Here is a 20,167-nt window from a genome sequence, read left to right on the forward strand (position 1 = left end):
GACCACGATCGGTGACATGAGCGAGAAGACAATTGCGCTGGTCACCGGCGCGAACAAGGGCATCGGGTACGAGATCGCGGCCGGCCTCGGCGCACTGGGCCACACCGTCGGCGTGGGTGCTCGCAACGAACAGCGCCGCGAGGAAGCGGTGGCGAAACTGCGCGCGGCGGGCGTCGACGCGTTCGGCGTGCCCCTGGACGTGACCGACGACGCGAGCGTGGCCGCCGCCGCCACACTGATCGACGAGCGAGCCGGACGTCTCGACGTACTGATCAACAACGCCGGCATCGCCGGGGCCTGGCCCGACGCACCCTCAACGGTCACGGCGGACAACATGCGTGCGGTCGTGGAGACCAACGTCATCGGCGTCGTGCGGGTGATCAACGCGATGCTGCCGTTGCTGCGCCGCTCGCAGCACCCGAGGATCGTCAACCAGTCCAGCCACCTGTCGTCACTCACCCTGCAGACGTCCCCGGACGTAGACTTCGGGCCGGGCAGCGGCGCTTACTCACCGTCGAAAACGTTCCTCAACGCGGTTTCCATTCAGTACGCGAAAGAGCTCAGGGACACCGCCATCAAAATCAACACGGCATGCCCGGGGTACGTGGCAACCGACCTCAACGGTTTCCGGGGCACCAGCACCGCCGCGGAGGGTGCTGTCGCCGCCATCCGGCTCGCCACCCTGCCGGACGACGGCCCGACCGGTGGCCTGTTCGACGACTCCGGCACTGTGCCGTGGTGACGTGGACTGCGGATGAGGTGGGGCTCATCGGTGCTGCTGGGGAGCTGGAGATCGCTGTCCGGCGTACCGATGGAAGCTTGCGGCGGTGGGTGCCGATCTGGGTGGTGTGCGTCGGGCCTCAGGTGTATGTCCGTAGCTGGTATCGGCGGGACACCGGGTGGTTCGGGCAGGTGCTGAGATCGCTGCAGGCTGCGATCCGCGTCCCGGGCCTGCAGGCCGACGTTGCTGTCTCGGATGTCGGCGTCTCGATGCGTGCGGAGGTCGATGCCGCCTACCGCAACAAATATGGTCCCGCGGGCGCGGAGTCGATGGTGACTGAATCGGCAGCTGCGACGACTCTGCGGCTGAGCCGGGTCGCGTTGTAGGGTCCGCGTCGTGGATCTCGTGACTGGCCTCAGCTCCCTCGAAACCCGGGCCGACGCCTGGCGCGTCGACCAGGTCCTGTGGGACACCGTCGAGAATGGCCCCCTCAGCGACGGCCGCGACGAGGAAGACGACGAGTCGTTCCCGGAACTGACGCCCGTGCCGTTCCCGCATTACCCGGGCGATTACGCCGCCCAGTGGTACGCCGGCGAGGACGTCATCCTGCGCCACTATCCGAGCTGGATCGCCGTCGCCGCCCGTACCCCATCGGCACTCGACGCATTCCGCGAGGCGCACGGCGGAGACTGGGTCAATGAATGATTTGGTGGTACGCCTCGGCGGAATTGCGGACGTAATGGCGCTCGCTTCGCTGCGGGACATCCCAGCGGACAACCTCGCGGCATTCACCGACTGGATGACCGCCCACGCGGCGACACATCTGCCGTTCATCGCCGAGGTCGACGGTCAGGTCATCGGCTCCGCGTGGCTGCACGTGGCGGAGCGCGTACCCGGCGAACACTCCCTCACCCGCCTCTACGGCGACATCCAGTCGGTGATGGTCCGCGCCGAATTCCGCAATCGGGGCGTCGGATCCGCGCTGATGGCCGCGATCCTGACCGAGGCCCGCACCCGGAACCTGCTGCACGTAATTGTCCACTCGGGCCGCCGCGCGGTCGACTTCTACATCCGCAACGGCTTCACCCACCATCGCCAACTCCTGCTCTGGGAACCCACCGCCTGACATTTGAGCAGGCTGGCAGTACCTGCTTGCGCTGCGAGCCACGGCCGTCGTGCGGTCGATGAGCGTGCCGGTCGGCACCAGATGTCCGAAGCAAGAAGTTCTGGTTTGAGAATTTCTTGGATGATAATGTTTATCGAGGACAACGCCAGCGTGACCACTGCCGGCGGAATCCAGCGCCGACAGTGGTTCGAGTTTGGAGATCGTTATGACGGTTGGTGACACAGAACCATCAGGGCCCCGACCTTCCATCGATTCCGAGCTCACCTGGCTGCTGCACCGGGCAGCTCAGCACATGAACAATGCCACCGGCGACCAGGCCCAGAAACACGGACTCACGCTGCGCGAATACATCGTGCTGAGCGCACTCGACAAGGCCCCCGGCCTCACTCAGGGAGAGCTCGGTAAGACTCTGAGCCTGGACAAGACCACCTTGATGAGCCAGCTCGACCGGCTCGAGCACAAGGGCCTGGTGGTTCGCCGCAGCGCCCCCGGTGACCGCCGTCTTCGTATCCCGGAGATCACCGAGAGCGGCGCAGTCCTTCGCGCCACGGTCGCGGAGGCCAGCGCCGCCGTCGAGGCCTCGGTGCTCGACGGTTTCAGCCGGGACAACGTCGCGTCGCTGCGCCAGATGCTCTTCGCCATCATCGGTGACAGCGAAGACCGAGGTTCCTGCTTATAACGACCTCGGGGTCAGCACCACCCCACCTTCGCGTACGAGGCGGTCAATATTATTCTCGGTTGAGAACTTCTTGTCTCAGACATTCTCGACTCGTACTATATTGGCATGCCTTTGCTAACCGAGCCCAACCCGTGGTCACGGCCGTTGCCCGAGGCCTCCCCACCGGCGGACCTGGCCATCTACCACCTGCCAACCGGCACTTACACGACTCGCGCGGCCCTGGCCTTCAAAGGCGGGTCGTTCAGCGACAAACGGCAATTCGCCTCGTCAGCCGTGTTGGTGCAACACCCCGACGGTGATCTGCTGATCGATGCGGGCTTCGGCACCAACGTCGCCGCGCACATCGCGATGCTGCCCCGGTTCGTACGCGCCCCTCACCAAACGGGTCTGACGGTCAGCAGTCAGCTGGACGCCATCGGCTACGACCGCCGCCGGCTGCGCGGTGTGCTGCCGACCCACTCGCACTGGGACCACGTCAGCGGCCTCGACAGCCTGCACGGCACGCCCATCTGGATGAACGCGAACGAACGTGAGTACGCGGCCGAAGATCCGGACGGCAAGGTCTACCGCAGCGTGTCCCAGGGGCACGACATCCACGAGTACGGGTTCGACCACCAGCCCTACCTGGGCTTCGCGTCAAGCTACGACGTGTACGGCGACGGCTCGGTCGTCATCGCCCTCGCCGGTGGCCACACCACCGGCTCGGTCATCGTCTTCGTCACCCTGCCCACCGCAAAGAGGTACGCCTTCATCGGCGACCTCACCTGGCAGATCGACGGAATCCGCCGTCGTGTCGAACGGCCCTGGCTGCTGAGCAAACTCGCCGACAGTGACCCCGAACAGCTCCGGCAAGGCCTTCGACGCATGATCGCCGTCGAAGGGCACATGCAGATCGTCCCCGCCCACGACCTCAACTCCTACCAGGGAATCCCACTGCTGTCCGCGCGGGCGGCCGGAAAGCCCGACCAGGACCGGACCGCGCCGACGGATCCACCCGTCAGCACCGGAGCCGACACTCCACCCACCACCACGACAGGAAAATGACCACATGCCAACCATTCCCGGGTACGAGATGAGCGCTCGCGCCACCGCCGGACGTGAGGTCTACGCCCGCAACCTCGGCCTGGTTCCCACCGAAGCCGAACGCGTCATGACCGAACATGCCGGCGCCGCGTACACACAGGAAGCGTTCGAAGCCGCCGGAGGCCCCGGCTGGCAGGGCCAGAACCTGACCGACCGTGACCGCAGCATCGCCGTCATCACCGCGCTCGTCGCCCAGAACGTCACCGACCAACGCCTGTCCACGTACCTCACCCTGGCTCGCCGCACCGGCCTGGACGAGCAGGCCCTCACCGAGTTGATGGTGCTGCTCACCGCCTACCTCGGACAGCCCTACACCTCCTTGGCGATGGAGGCTGTACGCCGCTCGGCCGATGCGGCCCCTCAGTAAGCGACAAGCCGACCCACGAAACAACCCGCCTGCCCACGCCACTGCCAGACCGAGGCCGAACAGCAGATCGGCGTGGCGTACGCGACGTTCGACGCCCCGCCGTTCCCCAACGGTTTGGATTAGCGTCGAAGCCGAGCCGCTCTTGCTTCGATCGTGGATTCCGTTGCTGTTGGGCGCAATCACGCCGGCAGTTCAGGCACTGCGACCGGATGACGAGAGCGTTGGTATCTTGCCGCGATGCAACCCGATGAGCTGCGGCAACCCGATGACCTTCGGCGGTCCGCGACCGCATATGCACGCGGTGAGGTGGCCCGTGGGCTCATGACGTGCGGGATGATCGTGTCCGGGACGGTGGAGTACCTGGACGATCAGGGCGAGGCCGCCGAGTTGTACGCGCTGGCCTGGGAGATTGTGCCGCGTGAGCTCGCCGCGCACCTCGAGGCGCAGGCGGGGTGGGCTGCGCGGACCGATAGCGACCGGCTCACCGATGCGTTCCGGGTGCTTGATGTGGCGGGGATCGTGGCGCGGGAGGATTTTGCGTGCTGCGGGTCGTGTGGGCACAGCGAGATCGGCGACGAGGTCGGCAAAGGGCAGCGGGCGCGTGGGTACGTCTTCTATCACGGGCAGGATGCCGAACGGGCTGCTCGGGGCGGGAGTTTGTGGTTGGCGTACGGGGCCTTCGGCGGGGAGGTCGGTGACGCTGAGGTCGGCGGGGAGATTGTGGCCGCCCTGCGCGGTGAAGGGCTGGAGGTTGACTGGACGGACGATGCCGACCAGCGCATTCACGTTCGGCTGCGGTGGGCGAAGCGTCGGCATGGGCGGATGGCGGCGTTTCCGGAGAGTGCGGGCTCCGGCCGTACCGTGGAAATGCGGTTTGTTCCTGATCGGCAGTTGGTCTTTCCGCCGATGTCGGTGGGCGCGCTCGCCGCGCTTGAGCTTCCCTGGCTGCCCGAGGACACGAGCGTGCGGGTCGACGACGGCGAGCAGACGGTGACGATCCGGCGGGAGAAGCACCGTTTGATCAGCGACGACGGCCGGGAAGCGGGCCGCTTCGAGGGATTGCGGCTGTTCGGCGCGGGCGGTGGGGGCGAAATTCCTGACGAGCCGGGGCTGATCGAGGTCACCTATCAGAGCATGCCGAACGGGCCGTGGCAGAGTGCCGGGCGGCCGATGAGCCTGCCCGAAATTCTTGACGTCGTGCGGCGGCTGCCCACCCGGACAGGTTCGTGGCTGTGCGCCGTGCATGAGAACGGCATCGTGCAACTGTGGTGGGAGAACGGAAAGCTGTGGCTGGAGGCGCCGCTCGCGGCTGAGTCCGCTTCGATCGGCAAGTACGCCGGCCTCGACGAGGCCGAGCTCATGCTCACGATCCTGGCCACCGAGCACCGCATCGCGCTCCGCGAACTGGACGGCGTGACCACCAAGCCCTGGTGAGGACCGGGCCCGGCGCGCGGATGGTGTGCGCCGGGCCGAACGGTTCTCAGGCGACCGGGCTTGCGTACCCCGAAATGGTCTTCTTGCCGAACTTCGCGCCGCGGGTGACTGTACTTTGGACGATCAGGCTGCCGGGTGGGCGAGGTGGTGCCCGGGTCACCGTTGCCGCGGTAGACGAGGCTGCCGTACGTGTACATCTGGCCGGAGCCCGACATGGATGCCAGGCCTCGCGCGTCCGGGGTGATCGCCAGGGCTGCCATGCCACCGGAGAAGCCGGCCGGGTTCGGCCACGGATGCGCGGTGCCGTACGCGTAGAACTCGCCCTTCGCCGACAGAAGCAGATAGCCCTGGCCATCCGCGGTGATGTCCATACCGGCGAAGGTCCGCGTCGCCGCATGGGCGGGTGACACCCTTTCGGGTACGTCCTGGCTGCATTCTCTCAGCTTTCCCCGGCCGGCACCGCGGCGGCGATCGGTTCGAGGCCGGCGATCAGTTCATCGAGCTCGTCCGTGCTGAGGACCTCGTAGGCGGGCGCCGCCAGTTCGTCGGTGAGGGTTTCGATGCGCTGCCTGGTCTGGCGGCCGGCCGCGGTGAACTCGCCCGCGGCGTCCAGGATGCCGCGGTTGCGCAGGCCGTCGATGACAGCAGCCAGCTGCGCCTTGGGCAGGTGATGGGTACGCCCGAACGTCTCCGCCTTCTCGCCGAGGGTGAGGGCGAGCAGCACGTGGGCTTCGGTGCCGCCGATGTTGTGGGCGACGAGGACGGCGTTGTGGCCGTCCCCGCGGTGCTCGCGCAGCAGCGTCGCGGCGTGCCAGATCCGGGCCACCGGTTCCTCGGGGACGGCGAGTGCCCGGAGCCCGGCGTAGAGCACTCGGCCCTCGGTCGGTGCGCTGAGGGCTGCCCGGGTGGCGAGGTCGGCGATCCGCGCGAGACCGGGATCGTCGGCGAGTGCGCCGAGCCTCTGGCGCAGTGCGGTTGTGCTGCCTTGTTCCCGTACGGTGATGGCCTCCTGGGGTGTGATCTTGCCCCAGACCCACGGGATGTGACGCGCCACCTCGCCATCGGCGAAGTTGTAGAAGACCGCGTGCACCACCTCGGCCGGCGCCAGCCCCAACGGCGCTGCCCGGCCGGCGAAGTATCCGTCCCAGTAGTTACGCATGCCTCGCGCGAGGAACGCCTCGTTAGGCACCTCGGAGAAGGCGATGGTCCCGATCGGCTCGACGAGCTCGAACATGCGGTGGACCTTAGCCAGTAGATGAGGCATCGGTGGCTCCTCCGGTGTCGTGACAGCGCCCTCGTGGACGGCCGTTCACGGTAACCACGAATGACGCGGCCCGGATCCGACAACCAGATCCTCAAGGAAACCTCAAGTCAGCGCGGGGCCCTCCGATAAGGCCGTGCCGCAGCGCACCAGCTGAGAAATTTGAAGGGGTTGCTATGAAGAAGATCCTCGTTTCTATCTCCACGGCATTCATCGCCGTGGGGCTCATCGGCACGGCAGCGCCGGCGCAGGCCCAGCCCGTCGCCACTCCCACCGTCACCACGGCCTCCTACACCACGGCCTCCTACACCACGGCCTCCTACACCACGGCCTCCTACGCCGCGGCCAAGGAGTCGGTCGCACAGCAGAATGCCCGTCGCATGGCGGCCTCCTACTTGAAGTACTCAGCGTTCTCCCGCTCGGGCCTCATCGGCCAATTGAAATACGAGGGTTTCAGCACCAAGCTGGCTACCTACGGCGTGGACAAGCAGCACGCCAATTGGAATACGCAGGCCGCCAAGAAGGCCAAGGAATACTTGAAGTACCAAGCGTTCTCCCGGTCGGGTCTCATCGACCAGCTGGAATATGAGGGCTTCACCACGGCGCAAGCCAAGTACGGCGTCAAAAAGGCCGGCCTCTGAGCCTGAACCGGTCTTACGCCTTCTGGGCGGTAGCGGCATGAGAGAGCCGCGGGGCGCCGCAACCGAAGTGCGACCGGGATCGCAACTTGTCGTGCCTACGTTGGGCCGGGTTGCTGACCGTGCCAGTGAGCGGGATATGCGGAGCGCCGAGATTCGGTATTGGCGAAGCAACTACCCCACTGGGAACTACGGCTGCGAGACCATTGCGGTGATCGCGGTCCAGGGTGACGCCCCGAGCCCGGAGCAGATCCAGGGTGACGCTCCGAGCCCGGAGCAGATCCAGCAGATGACGCGGGACATCAGCATGCGCAGCTGCACCAACCAGATCGCCAGTGATCCGCGGCGGGTGCTGCTGTCGCCTCCGGATCGGGGGGACATCCAGGCGGAGAAGATCAACGCTGCCATGGATGGGGTTCTCTGCCCGGCCGGCTCACTGTGCTCGGATCCGCGCCCGAACGATCCGGCCGAGCGGGCATCGGGCGTGCGCGGTCTCGTACGTGGTCATCGGTCAGCATCCCGGACGGCTCGGCGCGGTCGGTGCACTGACCACTGGTCAATGCCTGCGGCCGGCCGAGCCCCTGAGGCCGGGTTGAGGCGCGTCGGGAAGGCCGGGAGTTACTTTTCCTCGGCGAGGCGGCGGAGGAAGGCGTCGTGTTCGGGGTCGGGCATGAGTTCGCGGACGTGCTGGGCGCAGCGGCAGGCGGCGGCGATCTTGGCGGCCCAGGCGTGCGCCTCCTCGCGGGTGGCAACCTCGACGACCGCGAAGCCGCCGACGACCTCCTTGGTCTCCGGGTAGGGGCCGTCGGTGACCGTGCCGTCCGTGGCGACGATGCTGGCCTGCTGGCGTTCGAGGCCGCCGCCGTACACCCAGACGCCGGCGCGGACGGCTTCCTCGGTCACCTCGTGGGCGGCCTTGCCGACGTCGACCCAGTCGCCGTCCGGGATGTGGTCCATGGCGCCTTCGTTGAACGAGATCAGGTACTGGGTCATCGCTTGACTCCCTTGTCACGGCAGCCTCAGCGGCCGCCTTCCGCCTCTTCCACGAACGGGCCGGGCCGGATCCGACGCCGTTCGGAAGAAATTTTCGCGGGTTCCCTCCGCAGCTCATGACGCATACGGGCGCGGTACGGGATAACCTTGCCGTATATGGCTACCTTTCGCAGCGCCTCAGTGCTCCTCTCGTCGGACGGCACCAGGACTCCCGGCACCGCCGCCCTCTTCGCCGAGCCTGCCCGCAAGGGCGGGGTCCCGCCGTGGGCAGGTGACTTCCGGCCGGCCAACAGCGCCGGCAATGGCCCCAAGAACGCGGTCGGAAAGACCTTCACGCTGGAGCTCCCCGACGGGAGCACCGGCAAGGTCGTCGTCCAGAGTCTCAAGAGCGGCAAGGGTGGCACCATCCTCGCGCTGATGGGCGAGGACGCGCCCCCGTTCTGATCCAGAGTTCCTCCCGGAGCTGACCCGCTCCGGGAGGACGATCAGGCCCTACTGCCCCGCGCGCCCGTCGATGGTCACGAGTTCGTCGAGGTCGATCGGCGAGTCCAGCCACTGATCGGCGGCGGCGATCTGCTCCCGCCAGACGGTGAACGCCTCCTCGACGACGGCGGGATCGGCTACCGCCCCTTTACATCGATGAGCGTCATTACATTGAAGTGATGGGGGCTTTGGCATGTGTACCGGCGGGTAAAGGGTTCGGGATATTCGTCGTGTGAAGAGACGACGCCTCACCGCTGCCGCGCTTGCCGCGGCCACGTTCACCGCCGTTCTGCAGATCGCGTTCGCCGCGCCTGCAGGAGCGACCGCACCGGGAATCCCGACGGCCGCGACCGCAAAGACCTATCTCGCCACCCTGACCGTCACCGCGTCGACGCATACCGACACGTACGACCGGGATCTCTTCCCGACCTGGGACACGATCTCGGGGACGTGCAACACCCGGGAGACCGTGCTCAAGCGTGACGGTACGGGCGTCGTGGTCAACTCGGCGTGTGCGTCGACGTCGGGCAGCTGGTACAGCCCGTACGACGGAGCGACCTGGACCGCCGCCTCCGACGTGGACATCGATCACATGGTGCCGCTCAAGAACGCCTGGATCTCCGGCGCCTGGGGCTGGACGACGACGAAGCGCGAGAGTTTCGCCAACGATCTGACCAACCCGCAGCTGTGGGCCGTCACGGACAACGTCAACCAGTCGAAGAGCGACAAGTCGCCCGATGCCTGGAAGCCGCCGCTGACCAGCTACTACTGCACGTACTCGCGGGCCTGGGTCAAGGTCAAGTATGTCTGGGCGCTGACGATCACCAGCGCCGAGAAGACCGCGCTGACCTCGATGCTCGCCACCTGCTGAACTGCCGAAACGGGCCGGGGCGTGAGCCCCGGCCCGAACAAACTACGACGCGGGGTAGTCCGTGACGTAGACCGGGACACCGCTGCTGGGCGGGTCAGCAGCCGCGCCCACGCCGTTGACGACGTGGTCGATCGTGCCGGCGCTGAGGTTCACCGTCATGATGTGGTGCAGTTTCACACCGGGACGGTTGGGGACCTCGAAGCCGTTCTCCGTGTGGATGGACGGGTTGTTCTGGTTGAAGACGTAGACGCCCGCACCGTAGAGCTGGTGGTTGCGGACCTTGTCGCCGACCTTGTAACCCGCGTACCCCTCGACCTTGCCGTTCATCCAGTCCGCCTGCGTGGGCGGGTCGTACGGCAGCTCGTTCTGGTAGAGGATCGTCGTGCCCTTGTCGCCGTTCCAGACGGTGTTGTACTTCTGGAAGTGCTCGACGAACAGGCCCGTCGCGGTCACGTTGTCGCCGTTGATCACGGCGCCGTAGCGACCGGTGTTGGTGCGCCAGCGCTGGGTGTCACCGTTCACGCCCTCGGTGAAGCCTTCGAGGCCGTGGTCCGCGCGCCACACCCAGGTGTGGTCGATGAGCACATTGTCGCTGTTGACCTCCAGCGCGGTGTCGGTCTTGCCGACGTGCGGGCCGCCGACGCGGAAGTACACGTCGGACAGCGTGGTCGGGTTGCTCGGCGAGCTGATCCCGAAGCCGTTCTTGACGCCCACGCGCAGCAGCGTCTTCGACTCCTTGAGGCCTGCGTCGACCGTGACACCCGCGACGACCACGCCGGGTACGTCCGCCACGACCAGCGGCGTCGCACCGTTGACGGCGGTCAGCGTCGCGTGGCCGATGCCGAGGACCACCTGGTTGGGGTGCCAGACGTTGATGCTGGACGCGATGTCGTACATGCCGGGGCTGAGCAGGAGGTTCTTGCCCAGCGCCAGGTTCGCGTTGATCAGCCACACCGGGTCGGAGGGCTTCGCGACAAAGAAGTCACTGAGCGGGATCGTACGGCCACCGCTCCACGACGTGCCGCTGGTGTTGCGCTGCGCGGCGGGCACCTGGACGTTGTACTTGCCCTTGGCGTCGACGAACAGGTACGGCTTCTCCCGGCTGACCGGGGTCTGCGCGACCGTGGTGTACGGCGGGTCCGGGAACGCCGAGTCGTCGGGCGCTCCCACGACGCCGGAGAAGACCTGGTTCCACACGCCGTTGGACCAGCTCGCCACCTCGCTGTTGCGGGTGAGCCACTGCTGCTGCGAGCCGTTGATGACCGTCGGGAACTTCGAGTTCGCGATGAAGCCGCCGCTGGCGTACTGCGGACCCGCGGTGCAGTAGTCCATCAGGGAGAAGTTGCCGCCGGAGACGTTGAGCCGGCGCAGCGAGACCGCCTGCGACACCGCCCAGAAGTTCGCCCCGGCACGGCAGCCGTCCTGCCCGGCACCGTTGATGTTGATGGTCAGGTTGGACAGGGTGCGCCAGAAGTTGACCAGCGCGAGGCAGTTACCGGTGCCGTTGTCGGCGAGGCACCGGTTGTAGACCTCGACCTTGCCGTTGATGACGACGTCGGTCGGTGCCGCGCCGAGCCCGGAGATCTCGGTGTAGTAGCCCACCTTGATCTGCAGCGGCTTCTCGGTGGTGCCATAGGTGCCAGGCTTGAACAGGTACGCGAACCGCGCCGTACCCATTTCGTTGTCGACCTGCTTGGCGTACGTGGCGTCGAGGGTGGCCTGGATCTGCTCCACCGGCATGCTGGGATCGAAAATGGTGACGTTCGACCCGAAATTAGGCGCAACCGCGATGGGGGCGGCGGACGCGGGAACGGCGGTCAGCGAGCTGGTGACAACCAGCGCGAGTCCTACAGCGAGAATCCGGCCGACGCGCCGGCGCCCGGAAGGGCGTGTCGTCATGCGGGGTGGTCCTTCCGTGAACGTAACAGTGCTGCAATGCACTGGATCACAGAAAGCGATAGACGGAGCTGGAAGTCAACAGTGCGCCCCGGTTCCGGAACAAGCCCTGCCCGAACGGCCCGTTGTTACCGCCACCCGGCCGCCGTGGAGTCGGGGGATGTGAGGTCTTCCGCCATGCGCACAATCAACTGGCTTACCCGGGTGTCGCGGTCGTGCGCGCTGTGGGTGAGCGCCGCGGTGCGGGCTCCCACGGCGTCGCCGGCGCGGATCGCGTCGAGGATCGCGGCGTGCTCGGTGTAGCTGGGACCGAACTCGCGCGCGCCGCCCGGCGTGACCCAGGGCGCGGAGACCTTCACCTGCGCCTCGATCGTGGTGAGCAGCGAGGAGATCGTCCGGTTGTGGGCGGCGTTGCGCAGCGCGTCGTGGAAGTGGTTGAAGACGCGCCGCACCTCGGTGGCGTCATCGGTGGCCTGCGAGCGGTCGTGCAGGTCCTGCAGCCGGGCGAGGTCGATCGGGGTGGCCCGGGTCGCGGCGGCGTACACCGCGGAGGATTCCAGGATCGCCCGGGTCTCGAAGATCTCCAGAATCTCCTCGTCGCCGCGGCGGCGGATCTCGAACCCGCGCCGCCCCGACACGAGCAGGCCGGCCTGTTCGAGCAGGGCGAGCGCCTCCCGCACGGGCGTGCGGGAGACGTCGAATTCCTCGCTCAGCGCCTGCGGGATGAGCGATTCGTCGGCGCGGTAATGGCCGTGCGTCAGCCGTTCCAGGAGTGCCTGGTAAACCGTGTCCCGTGCGTTCGCCGCCATTGCCCGAACCTAGCCCGCAGCAGACGTCAGCGGCCGGGCCGGGTCGGCCCGCCATTCGTTGAGCGATCCGTCGTAGAGTCTCGGGGCCGGGAGTCCCGCCGCTTCGAGCGCGAGAATGAGCCCGGCCGCGTTGATCCCGCCGCCGCAGTAGACGATCGCCTCGGCTCCGAGCCCAGCGGCCCGGGAACGGACGAGGGAAAGGTCGAGCGTGCCGTTGTCGCGCAGCAGTTCGGCGTACGGAAGGCTGATGCTGCCGGGAATGTGCCCGGTGTCGAACTGGGCCTTGCGCACCCCGCACACCAGCGGCCCCTCAAAGGCGGCGACCTCCACAAGGTCGGCCGTCACCGCGCCGGGCTCGCGAAGAGTCAATGCCCCGGCGGGCGACAAATCGTAAATGCCGGATTCAAGAGAGCCAGCCCAAGCCCCGAGCCCGCCGTCGAGCACGGACACCGTGGAGAACCCGTGCACCCGCAACAACCACCAAACCCGAGCAGCCCAGGCGCCCCCGTTGCGGTCATAAACAACCACATGCGATCCATCATGTACGCCGGCCGCGCGTGCAGCGTCCCGCAACTGCCCCACCGACGGCATGGTGAACGGGAAAGCGCCGTCCGGGTCGGAGAACGCCGTGAACAGGTCGGCGAAACGGGCACCGGGAATGTGCGCTTGCGCGTACACATCGGATCCTGGTTTGAATGCTCCTTCCGGAGACCGCGAGATCGACGCGTCCAGAACCACGACGTCGCCGAGATGTTCCTGCAGCCACGCCGCATCCACCAAGGGGCCGGTCATGCGCGCCGCGCCTTCCATTCGCCGCGGGCGGGCCGCGCGAGCCCGAGGTTTTCCCGCAATGTCGTGCCCTCGTATTCGGTCCGGAACAGGCCGCGGCGCTGCAATTCCGGCACCACCGACGCGACAAAATCCTCGAATGCGGCGGGCACATGCGTGGCCTGGATGACAAAACCGTCTGCGGCGCCCGCGTTCACCCACTGCTCGATCGTGTCGGCGATGTCGGTGGCCGAGCCGACCAGGCTGCCCTCGGTGCGCGCGCCGTACCAGCGGCCGATCTGCCCGACGGTGAGCTTCTCACGCTCGGCGAACTCGACCACCTCGCGGTAGTGCCCCTCGACGCCGACCTCCTCCAGCGTCGGCAGCGGCCCGTCCACGTCATAGGCGGTCAGGTCGACATTCACGTGGTACGCCAGCCGCGACAGCCCGGCCTCCACGGACACGAGGTCGGCGAACGCCTCGTGCTTGGCGAGCGCGTCCCGGGTGTCGCGCCCGATCACCGGCGTGGCGGCGGGCAGGATCAGCAGCTGATCGGGATCCCGCCCGTGGGCAGCGGCGCGCGCCTTCACGTCGGCGTAGAACGTGATCGCCGATTCGAGGGACTCGTGGCTGCAGAAGATGACGTCGGCCCACCGCGCGGCGAAGTCCCGCCCCGACTCGCTCGCGCCGGCCTGGATGATCACCGGATAACCCTGCGGCGGCCGCGGCACGCTCAGCGGCCCCTGCACCCGGAAGTGCTCGCCGTCGTGATCGATCGCCTCGACGGCCTCGGGACGCCCGAACACCCCGGACTCCCGGTCGGCAACGATCGCGTCGTCGGCCCAGCTGTCCCAGAGTCGCGTGGTGACCTCGAGGAATTCCTCGGCTCGCGCGTACCGCTGCGCCCGGGGTGGCAGTTTGGGTTGACCGAAGTTCTGCGCCTCCGCGTCCTGGAAGCTCGTCACGACATTCCACCCGGACCGCCCGCCGGTGAGGTGATCGATCGTGGCGAACTCGCGCGCGACGTTGTAAGGCTCGTGATAACCGGTCGAGACGGTCGCGGTCACGCCGAGATGCGTCGTGACAGCGGCCATCATCGTGACGACGGGGACGGGGTCGAGCCGGGGCGTGCCCGACCCCCACTTCACGGCCGGCGCGAACGAGTCGCCGAGACTGCGCGGCACGCTGAGCGCGTCCGGCACGAACGCGAAGTCGAACTTCCCCTGCTCCAGCACGCGCGCGATCCGCAGGTAGTGCTCAGCGGTCAGGAACTCGGGCGACGCGTCCGGGTGCCGCCACCCCGCCGTGCCCTGCACACCCGCATTCAGAAACGCACCGAGATGGATGCGCTTCATCAGGCGTCCTCATTGAGCAGCGACAACTCATCAACCAGAGCAACAGCAAAAGATCCTGTCCCACGGGTACGCACACCAGCGCGCTCAGCCGCAACGGCATATGCCGCATGCGAGACGACGGCCCCCTGGAACGCATCCCCGACAGCGAAGATCGACGCGGCGGTCAGCGCCCCGAGCGCGCACCCGGCCCCGGTCACCCGGGTCAGCCGCACGTCACCGCCGGGCACCTCCACCGTGCGCGAGCCGTCCGAGATGTAGTCGACGGGCCCGCTGACCGCCACGACCGCACCGGCCTTCGCAGCGAACTCGGCCACGACGGCAACCGCGGCGGACGAGTCCACCGTCGTCTCCACGCCCTTGCCGGTGGCCTGTCCCCCGGCGAGCGCGATGAGCTCACTCGCGTTGCCCCGGATCGCGGCGGGCCGGAACTCCAGCAGCGACCGCACGAAGTTGTCGTACTCCACGGCACCCGCACCGACGGCCACCGGGTCGAGCACCCAGGGAGTCCCGGCCTCAAACGCCGTCCGCGCCACCGCCCGCAACGACTCCTCGCCGCTGCTCATGAGCGAGGCGGTATTGATCCACACCGCACTCGCCCCCGCGGGGAACGTCGTGACCCAGTCCGAAGCAGCCCCGATCGCCGGCCCCGCCCCCGCGGCGAGCAGCACGTTCGCGCTGAGATTAGCCGCGATGTAGTTCGTCAGCCCGTACACGAAAGGTCCCCGCTGCGCGATCAGCGCGTAGCCCTCCCGCACCGCCGGGTCGTTCCAAGTCGCCGTGTTCGGGGTCGCCGTGTTCGGGGTAGCCGTGGTCATCGTCATCGCTCCCGGTTCTGCATATCGCTGCATACAACGAACCGAGCGTACGTCACACCCCCGTTTCCGCAGGTGACGCGGGTCTCAATCCCCTGATTTCCCGCTACTTCAATAGGATATTCACAGGCCCCTGCCCGACGGGCCCCGGCGCGGCCCGGTCAGCGCGCGGGATAAGCCCGGCCCGGTCAGCGCGCGGCGCAAGCCCGGCCCGGTCAGCGCGCGGCGCAAGCCCGGCCCGGTCAGCGCGCGCCGTAAGCCCGCATGAAGGCGTGGACGCCGTCGATCATGATCTGGCGGACCCGGGCCGGGTCGGCACTGGCGGGGTTCGGCTGGGCGTTGTAGGCCAGCAACAGGGTCAGCGCACCGAAATGGGCTGTGGCCAGTTGCGGATCGACGGCGTCCAGGAGCCCCGCGGCAGCCCACCGGGCGAAGCGTTCCGCCAGCGCATTCTCCACGGGCGCCGTCACCACGTCATCCTCGGTCGCCGGCGTCTGCAGGCGCTGCTGAGCGACCAGGGCGAACGCGGCAGCGTAGTCCGCCGAACCGACGATCGTCGTGCCGAGCTCGACCGCCACCGCGGTGAGCGCCTCCTCCAGCTGCGGCACCGTGGCGATCTCCGCAGTCTCGGGCAGATGCTTGTCGAGGGCATCGCGCGCCGAGGCGTTCAGCGAATCCGACGCGTCCGCGAGAATGGCCAGGAACAGGCGGCGCTTGTCGCCGAAGTAGTCATACACGGTGCGCTTCGACACCCCGGCCTGAGCCGCGACGGCGTCCATGCTGACCCGGTCGACCCCCTGGTGCACGAAGAGGTCCCGGGCCGCGGCGATGATCGCCGCCCGCTTCACCGAGGAACCCTCGCGTAATGCCTTGTCCGTACCTGTTTCGCCCATTCCTACCTCCGGGCAGCAGCTTACTACACTGCCCAGTTTACCAGCTGCACTGCACGGTGTAGTGTCGCCGCGTGACGATGACATTGGTGGCTACTCCACCCCCTCCGGTGACCGGGCGCCGGCTCACCCTGATCAGCCTGGTGCTGGTGCTCGGCCTGAGTACCACGCTGCTGGACACGACGATCGTGAACATCGCGCTCGAGCACCTGCGCGCGGTGTTCCACGCCTCGGTCGGCGACGCACAGTGGCTGGTGACCGGCTATCTCCTGGCGTATGTCGCGGTGATCCCGGTGAGCGGGTGGGTCTCCGAGCGGTTCGGGGCACGTAACGCCTGGATGTTCGCCGTCGCCGCGTTCCTCGCCGGCTCGATTCTCTGCGGCCTCGCGACGTCGCTACCGGCGCTCATCGCTTTCCGGGTGCTGCAGGGAATCGGTGGCGGCATGCTCATGCCGATCTCGATCTCGATCCTCACGCGGGCGGCCGGTCCTGATCGGATCGAGCACGCGATGATCGCGGTCGCGCTTCCGGCCCCGCTCGCGCCCATCCTGGGCTCCGTACTCGGCGGAACGATCCTGGAATACGCGAGCTGGAGATGGCTCTTCCTCATCAACGTGCCGATCTGCCTGGCGGCGCTCGCGCTCGCCCCGATCCTGCTGCCCGCCGGCCAGGGACAGCGAGGTCACCGGCTCGACATACTGGGCTTCCTGCTGCTCACCCCCGGCGTCGCCGCCATCGCCTACGGCATCAGCCAGGCCACGGGCGCCGACGGATTCGCCTCCACCGGTGCCTGGCTCCCGATCGTCGCCGGGGTGGTCCTGCTGGCCGCTTTCACGATCCATTCCCTGCGTACGCGAGACCGCGCCCTCATCGACGTCCGAGTCTTCACCAGGCGCAGCTTCGGCCTGAGCAGCGTCATCACCTTCGCCAACGGATTCTCGCTGTACGCCCTGATGTTCATGCTGCCGCTGTTCTATCAGCAGGTCCGTGGCGAAACCGTCCTGCACACCGGTCTGTTGCTCATTCCTCAAGCGGTCGGCACGGTGTCCTTCTTCGTGCTGGCCCGCAAACTGGTGGCCCACGTCGACGGCCGCCTCGTCGTCGCCACCGGCGTCCTGCTGACCATGGCAGGGGTCCTGCCCTTCGCCCTGGCCGGCCTGCATGGCGGCACCGCCCTGCTGCTGGCCGGCCAATTCGTCCAGGGCATCGGCTTCGGCGCCATCATGCAGCCGGTCATGACGCTCGCCTTCGCAAGCCTGACCCACGACGAGGCGCCCCGCGCCAGTGCCGCGTTCAGCGTCGTGCAGCGTGTCGGATCACCGTTCGGCGTCGCGGTCATCGCCGTGATCCTGCAGACGATGCTCAGCAGCGCCATCACACCGGCGGACGGGCTCGCGGCCTTCACCGGCGCCTTCTGGTGGATCTTCGGCCTCAGCGCGGTTCCGCTGCTCTTCGTCTTCCTCCTCCCCGCCAGGAAAAGCGCCGCGCACACCGAATCCGGTGTCGTCGAACTCTAGGGCGCGCCACGCCTTCCAGCCCCTCAGCCTCAGCAACCCCTCAGCCTCAGCAACCTTGGAGACCAGCATGTCCGGCACCACCGCTGACAAAGCCGTACCCGCCGATGTTCTCGTCATCGGTGCCGGGCCGACCGGCCTGACGCTCGCCTGCGACCTGGCCCGCCGCGGCGTCGACGTACGCGTGGTCGAGCGCTTCGACCGGCCCAGCGTCTCGTCGCGCGGAAAGGGTCTGCAGCCCCGGAGCCTCGAGATCCTCGACGACCTCGGGGTCGCCGGCGACATCCTCACCCGCGGCGTCACCAAGCTGCCGGTCCGCATGATCAACGCGGACGGCACCGTCGTGGACCGCGAGCCGATCGCCACACCGATTCCCGATCCGACTACCACCCCGTACCCGGAGCTGGTGTGGATCGCCGAATTCGACGTAGAGGGACCGCTGCGCGACCGGCTCGCGCTCGACGGTGTGCACGTCGAGTTCGCCACCGCGGCAACCGCACTGGAACAACACGAGGACCACGTCGTCGTACACGTCGACAGCCCTCGAGGGCCGGAAAGCATCCGGGCCCGCTGGGTCGTCGGCGCGGACGGCGGCAAGAGCACCGTCCGGCACTGCCTGGGCCTGCCCTTCGACGGGTTCACCATGGACGACTACTGGTACCTCGGCGACCTCCGGCTGGAAGGACTCGACCACGGCCGCCAATACATCCTGCCCACGCCACAGGGAATGATCGGCCTCACACCATTGCCCACGACCGACCTCTGGCAGTGGCAATCGACCATCAAGGCCGGCGCCGACCTCGAAGAACCGACCATGCGGCTGTATCAGGGGTTGCTGGACGACCACCTCGGCACGGGCCGCGTCACCATCACCGACGCCACGTGGCTCTCCCTCTACCGCGCCAACGTCCGCCTCGCGCCCCGTTACCGCGTCGGGCGGGTGTTCCTGGCCGGAGACGCCGCCCACGCGCACTCCCCCGCCGGCGCCCAGGGGATGAACACCGGCATCCAGGACAGCTGGAACCTCGCCTGGAAGCTCGACGCGGTACTCGCCGGCACCGGCGCGGAACTGCTCGACACGTACGAGCAGGAGCGCCGCCCCGTCGCCGCCGCCGTGCTGGAGCTGAGCACCTCCAGGATGCGCACCTTCGTCGACACGGCTGCCGACGGCGCAGACGGCGTCAACAAGGGGCTCGCCGGCATGGGCGGCGACGTGACGACCGGTCTCGCGATCAGCTACCCGGCCGGCCCCGTGTCGCTCGACGGCACCAGTGCGGAGCGGGCCCCGTACGCCGCGGGCCTGCGCGGGCCCGGGTTCGCCGGCAGCACGTTCGACCTGTTCCGCGGTCCGCACTGGACGATCATCGTGTTCTGCGACAGCGCGAACAGCACCGATTCGTTCACCGGACTCCCCGCCGGCGTGCACGTCCACCGCATCGGAACCGGCGCGATCCTAGACCCCATGAGCACAGCAGCCACCCGCTTCGGCGCCGGCCCGGACAGCGTGGTTCTGATCCGGCCCGACGGCTACATCGCAGCACGCGTACCGCTGTGGGAGGCGACCCGGGTCCGCGACCACCTCCAAGGGCTGACCACCCATCAGTCGGTCCTGGCGTAGACGACTCGAACCGGGCCGGCCCTCAGCTCGCGGCGAAGGTGGTGCGGCGCCAGGTGTCGTAGCCGGCGTCGGGCTGCTGGTGGGCGCGGGCGCTGTCGAGGGTGTCGCCGCCGACGCGGAAGCGGGAGAGGCCGGTCTCGTCGGTGGCGGCCGCGTGCACGGCGGCGGCCACGTCGTCCTCGGTGCCGAAATAGCCGGTGGGCGGCTCGACCTGGAAGCGGGCCATCTGCTTCTGCACGTACGGCAGGTAGGCCTCCGGCGCCGGGATGCTCTCGAACCGCTTGGCCGTCTGCGCGAAGAACCCGGTGGTCGGCACGAATCCCGGCTCGACGACCTTGACCAGGACGGCCTGGTCGGTGAGCTCGTATTCGAGCGCTTCGGAGAACGCGTGCAGGGCGGCCTTACTGCCCCCATAGGCGGCCTGCAACGGGGTCGGCGTGGCCGCGCTGCTGGAGGTCACGTTGACGATGCGGCCGCCACCCTGCCGCGCGAAGATCGGCAGCGCGGCCCGGATGACGCGCATCGGGCCGAAGACGTTGGTGTCGAACAGCTCCTCGATGACGGTGTGCGGGGTCGCCTCGAAGACCGAGAACAGGCCCGCGCCCGCGTTGTTGACCACGACGTCGAGGCGGCCGAAGCGGTCGGTCGCCGCGGTGACGGCTGCGGCGACCGAGGCCTCGTCGCGTACGTCGAGGGCCTGCACCAGGAGCCCCTCTGAGGGCTCGCCGTTCCATGCGGCCGGGTCGCGCAGTGTCGCGACGACGTTCCACCCCTCGGCGAGGAATTTGGCCACCGTGCGGCGGCCGAAGCCCGACGAGCTACCGGTGATGAGGACGGTCTGCGTCATGC

At 68.0% G+C, this 20,167-nt stretch carries 24 protein-coding genes; 13 read left to right on the plus strand and 11 right to left on the minus strand.

Annotated features, from left to right (window positions below):
• Positions 1-16 precede the first annotated feature (16 nt).
• From Ahu01nite_RS00310 to Ahu01nite_RS00345, 8 genes are all read left to right on the plus strand, one after another.
• Positions 17-742, plus strand: coding sequence for an SDR family oxidoreductase (locus Ahu01nite_RS00310; RefSeq protein ID WP_203834279.1), 726 nt, complete (start codon positions 17-19; stop codon positions 740-742).
• On the plus strand, positions 739-1,107 hold the full coding sequence (locus Ahu01nite_RS00315) for a DUF2255 family protein (RefSeq protein WP_203834280.1): 369 nt from the start codon (positions 739-741) through the stop codon (positions 1,105-1,107). The genes Ahu01nite_RS00310 and Ahu01nite_RS00315 overlap by 4 nt, the downstream gene beginning before the upstream one ends.
• Positions 1,108-1,117: 10 nt before the next feature.
• A complete protein-coding gene (locus tag Ahu01nite_RS00320) occupies positions 1,118-1,426 on the plus strand; it encodes a hypothetical protein (protein WP_203834281.1) in 309 nt (102 codons plus the stop codon).
• Positions 1,419-1,847, plus strand: coding sequence for a GNAT family N-acetyltransferase (locus Ahu01nite_RS00325; protein ID WP_203834282.1), 429 nt, complete (start codon positions 1,419-1,421; stop codon positions 1,845-1,847). The genes Ahu01nite_RS00320 and Ahu01nite_RS00325 overlap by 8 nt, the downstream gene beginning before the upstream one ends.
• A 292-nt stretch (positions 1,848-2,139) precedes the next feature.
• Positions 2,140-2,526 carry a MarR family winged helix-turn-helix transcriptional regulator gene (locus tag Ahu01nite_RS00330; protein WP_203834283.1) on the plus strand — a complete coding sequence of 129 codons (387 nt, stop codon included), beginning with the start codon at positions 2,140-2,142 and terminating at the stop codon, positions 2,524-2,526.
• A 105-nt stretch (positions 2,527-2,631) separates the two neighbouring features.
• A complete protein-coding gene (locus Ahu01nite_RS00335; RefSeq protein WP_203834284.1) occupies positions 2,632-3,570 on the plus strand; it encodes an MBL fold metallo-hydrolase in 939 nt (312 codons plus the stop codon).
• 4 nt (positions 3,571-3,574) lie between these two features.
• Entirely contained in the window at positions 3,575-3,976 is a 402-nt protein-coding gene (locus Ahu01nite_RS00340) for a carboxymuconolactone decarboxylase family protein (RefSeq protein WP_203834285.1), read from the plus strand.
• A gap of 237 nt (positions 3,977-4,213) precedes the next feature.
• The gene (locus Ahu01nite_RS00345) at positions 4,214-5,410 is read left to right on the plus strand and encodes a DUF6891 domain-containing protein (protein ID WP_438874743.1); all 1,197 of its coding nucleotides are present in this window, start codon (positions 4,214-4,216) and stop codon (positions 5,408-5,410) included.
• A gap of 439 nt (positions 5,411-5,849) precedes the next feature.
• Here the strand turns inward: Ahu01nite_RS00345 and Ahu01nite_RS00350 are convergent, their stop codons facing one another.
• The gene (locus Ahu01nite_RS00350; RefSeq protein WP_239158517.1) at positions 5,850-6,644 is read right to left on the minus strand and encodes an SCO6745 family protein; all 795 of its coding nucleotides are present in this window, start codon (positions 6,642-6,644) and stop codon (positions 5,850-5,852) included.
• A 203-nt stretch (positions 6,645-6,847) separates the two neighbouring features.
• Here Ahu01nite_RS00350 and Ahu01nite_RS00355 point away from each other — a divergent pair, with 203 nt between their 5' ends.
• A complete protein-coding gene (locus Ahu01nite_RS00355; protein WP_203834288.1) occupies positions 6,848-7,312 on the plus strand; it encodes an Ltp family lipoprotein in 465 nt (154 codons plus the stop codon).
• A gap of 186 nt (positions 7,313-7,498) precedes the next feature.
• Here the strand turns inward: Ahu01nite_RS00355 and Ahu01nite_RS00360 are convergent, their stop codons facing one another.
• Together Ahu01nite_RS00360 and Ahu01nite_RS00365 are read right to left on the minus strand one after the other, a co-directional pair.
• Positions 7,499-7,717 (minus strand): hypothetical protein, encoded by a 219-nt coding sequence (locus tag Ahu01nite_RS00360; protein ID WP_203834289.1) that lies wholly within the window; start codon positions 7,715-7,717, stop codon positions 7,499-7,501.
• 210 nt (positions 7,718-7,927) lie between these two features.
• Positions 7,928-8,302, minus strand: coding sequence for a YciI family protein (locus Ahu01nite_RS00365; protein ID WP_203834290.1), 375 nt, complete (start codon positions 8,300-8,302; stop codon positions 7,928-7,930).
• 156 nt (positions 8,303-8,458) lie between these two features.
• Here Ahu01nite_RS00365 and Ahu01nite_RS00370 point away from each other — a divergent pair, with 156 nt between their 5' ends.
• A complete protein-coding gene (locus Ahu01nite_RS00370; protein WP_239158518.1) occupies positions 8,459-8,746 on the plus strand; it encodes a hypothetical protein in 288 nt (95 codons plus the stop codon).
• 48 nt (positions 8,747-8,794) lie between these two features.
• Here the strand turns inward: Ahu01nite_RS00370 and Ahu01nite_RS00375 are convergent, their stop codons facing one another.
• The gene (locus tag Ahu01nite_RS00375; RefSeq protein WP_203834291.1) at positions 8,795-8,980 is read right to left on the minus strand and encodes a hypothetical protein; all 186 of its coding nucleotides are present in this window, start codon (positions 8,978-8,980) and stop codon (positions 8,795-8,797) included.
• Positions 8,981-9,017: 37 nt separating this feature from the next.
• Between Ahu01nite_RS00375 and Ahu01nite_RS00380 the strand changes: the two genes are divergently transcribed.
• Positions 9,018-9,656, plus strand: coding sequence for an HNH endonuclease family protein (locus Ahu01nite_RS00380; RefSeq protein ID WP_203834292.1), 639 nt, complete (start codon positions 9,018-9,020; stop codon positions 9,654-9,656).
• 42 nt (positions 9,657-9,698) lie between these two features.
• On the opposite strand, the gene Ahu01nite_RS00385 is transcribed toward Ahu01nite_RS00380, so the two are convergent.
• The 6 genes from Ahu01nite_RS00385 to Ahu01nite_RS00410 all read right to left on the minus strand — a co-directional run bounded on the left by Ahu01nite_RS00385 (position 9,699) and on the right by Ahu01nite_RS00410 (position 16,189).
• Positions 9,699-11,555, minus strand: a complete 1,857-nt coding sequence (locus tag Ahu01nite_RS00385) for a pectate lyase-like domain-containing protein (protein ID WP_203834293.1) — start codon at positions 11,553-11,555, stop codon at positions 9,699-9,701.
• 125 nt (positions 11,556-11,680) lie between these two features.
• Positions 11,681-12,361: a GntR family transcriptional regulator gene (locus Ahu01nite_RS00390; protein ID WP_203834294.1), complete on the minus strand. Its 681-nt coding sequence runs from the start codon at positions 12,359-12,361 to the stop codon at positions 11,681-11,683.
• 9 nt (positions 12,362-12,370) lie between these two features.
• The gene (locus Ahu01nite_RS00395; protein ID WP_203834295.1) at positions 12,371-13,171 is read right to left on the minus strand and encodes a sulfurtransferase; all 801 of its coding nucleotides are present in this window, start codon (positions 13,169-13,171) and stop codon (positions 12,371-12,373) included.
• On the minus strand, positions 13,150-14,484 hold the full coding sequence (locus Ahu01nite_RS00400; RefSeq protein ID WP_203834296.1) for an LLM class flavin-dependent oxidoreductase: 1,335 nt from the start codon (positions 14,482-14,484) through the stop codon (positions 13,150-13,152). The genes Ahu01nite_RS00395 and Ahu01nite_RS00400 overlap by 22 nt, the downstream gene beginning before the upstream one ends.
• Complete coding sequence (gene thiM, locus Ahu01nite_RS00405) at positions 14,484-15,299, minus strand: hydroxyethylthiazole kinase (RefSeq protein ID WP_203834297.1); 816 nt, start codon at positions 15,297-15,299, stop codon at positions 14,484-14,486. The genes Ahu01nite_RS00400 and thiM overlap by 1 nt, the downstream gene beginning before the upstream one ends.
• Positions 15,300-15,538: 239 nt before the next feature.
• Positions 15,539-16,189: a TetR/AcrR family transcriptional regulator gene (locus Ahu01nite_RS00410; RefSeq protein ID WP_203834298.1), complete on the minus strand. Its 651-nt coding sequence runs from the start codon at positions 16,187-16,189 to the stop codon at positions 15,539-15,541.
• A gap of 77 nt (positions 16,190-16,266) precedes the next feature.
• On the opposite strand from Ahu01nite_RS00410, the gene Ahu01nite_RS00415 reads away from it, so the two are divergent.
• On the plus strand, positions 16,267-17,703 hold the full coding sequence (locus Ahu01nite_RS00415) for an MDR family MFS transporter (RefSeq protein ID WP_239158542.1): 1,437 nt from the start codon (positions 16,267-16,269) through the stop codon (positions 17,701-17,703).
• 67 nt (positions 17,704-17,770) lie between these two features.
• Positions 17,771-19,318, plus strand: a complete 1,548-nt coding sequence (locus tag Ahu01nite_RS00420; RefSeq protein ID WP_203834300.1) for an FAD-dependent oxidoreductase — start codon at positions 17,771-17,773, stop codon at positions 19,316-19,318.
• 22 nt (positions 19,319-19,340) lie between these two features.
• Here Ahu01nite_RS00420 and Ahu01nite_RS00425 read toward each other — a convergent pair whose 3' ends face one another.
• Entirely contained in the window at positions 19,341-20,165 is an 825-nt protein-coding gene (locus Ahu01nite_RS00425) for an SDR family NAD(P)-dependent oxidoreductase (RefSeq protein ID WP_203834301.1), read from the minus strand.
• Positions 20,166-20,167 lie beyond the last annotated feature (2 nt).

The organism is Winogradskya humida (genome assembly GCF_016862215.1).
Taxonomy (GTDB): Bacteria; Actinomycetota; Actinomycetes; order Mycobacteriales; family Micromonosporaceae; genus Actinoplanes; species Actinoplanes humidus.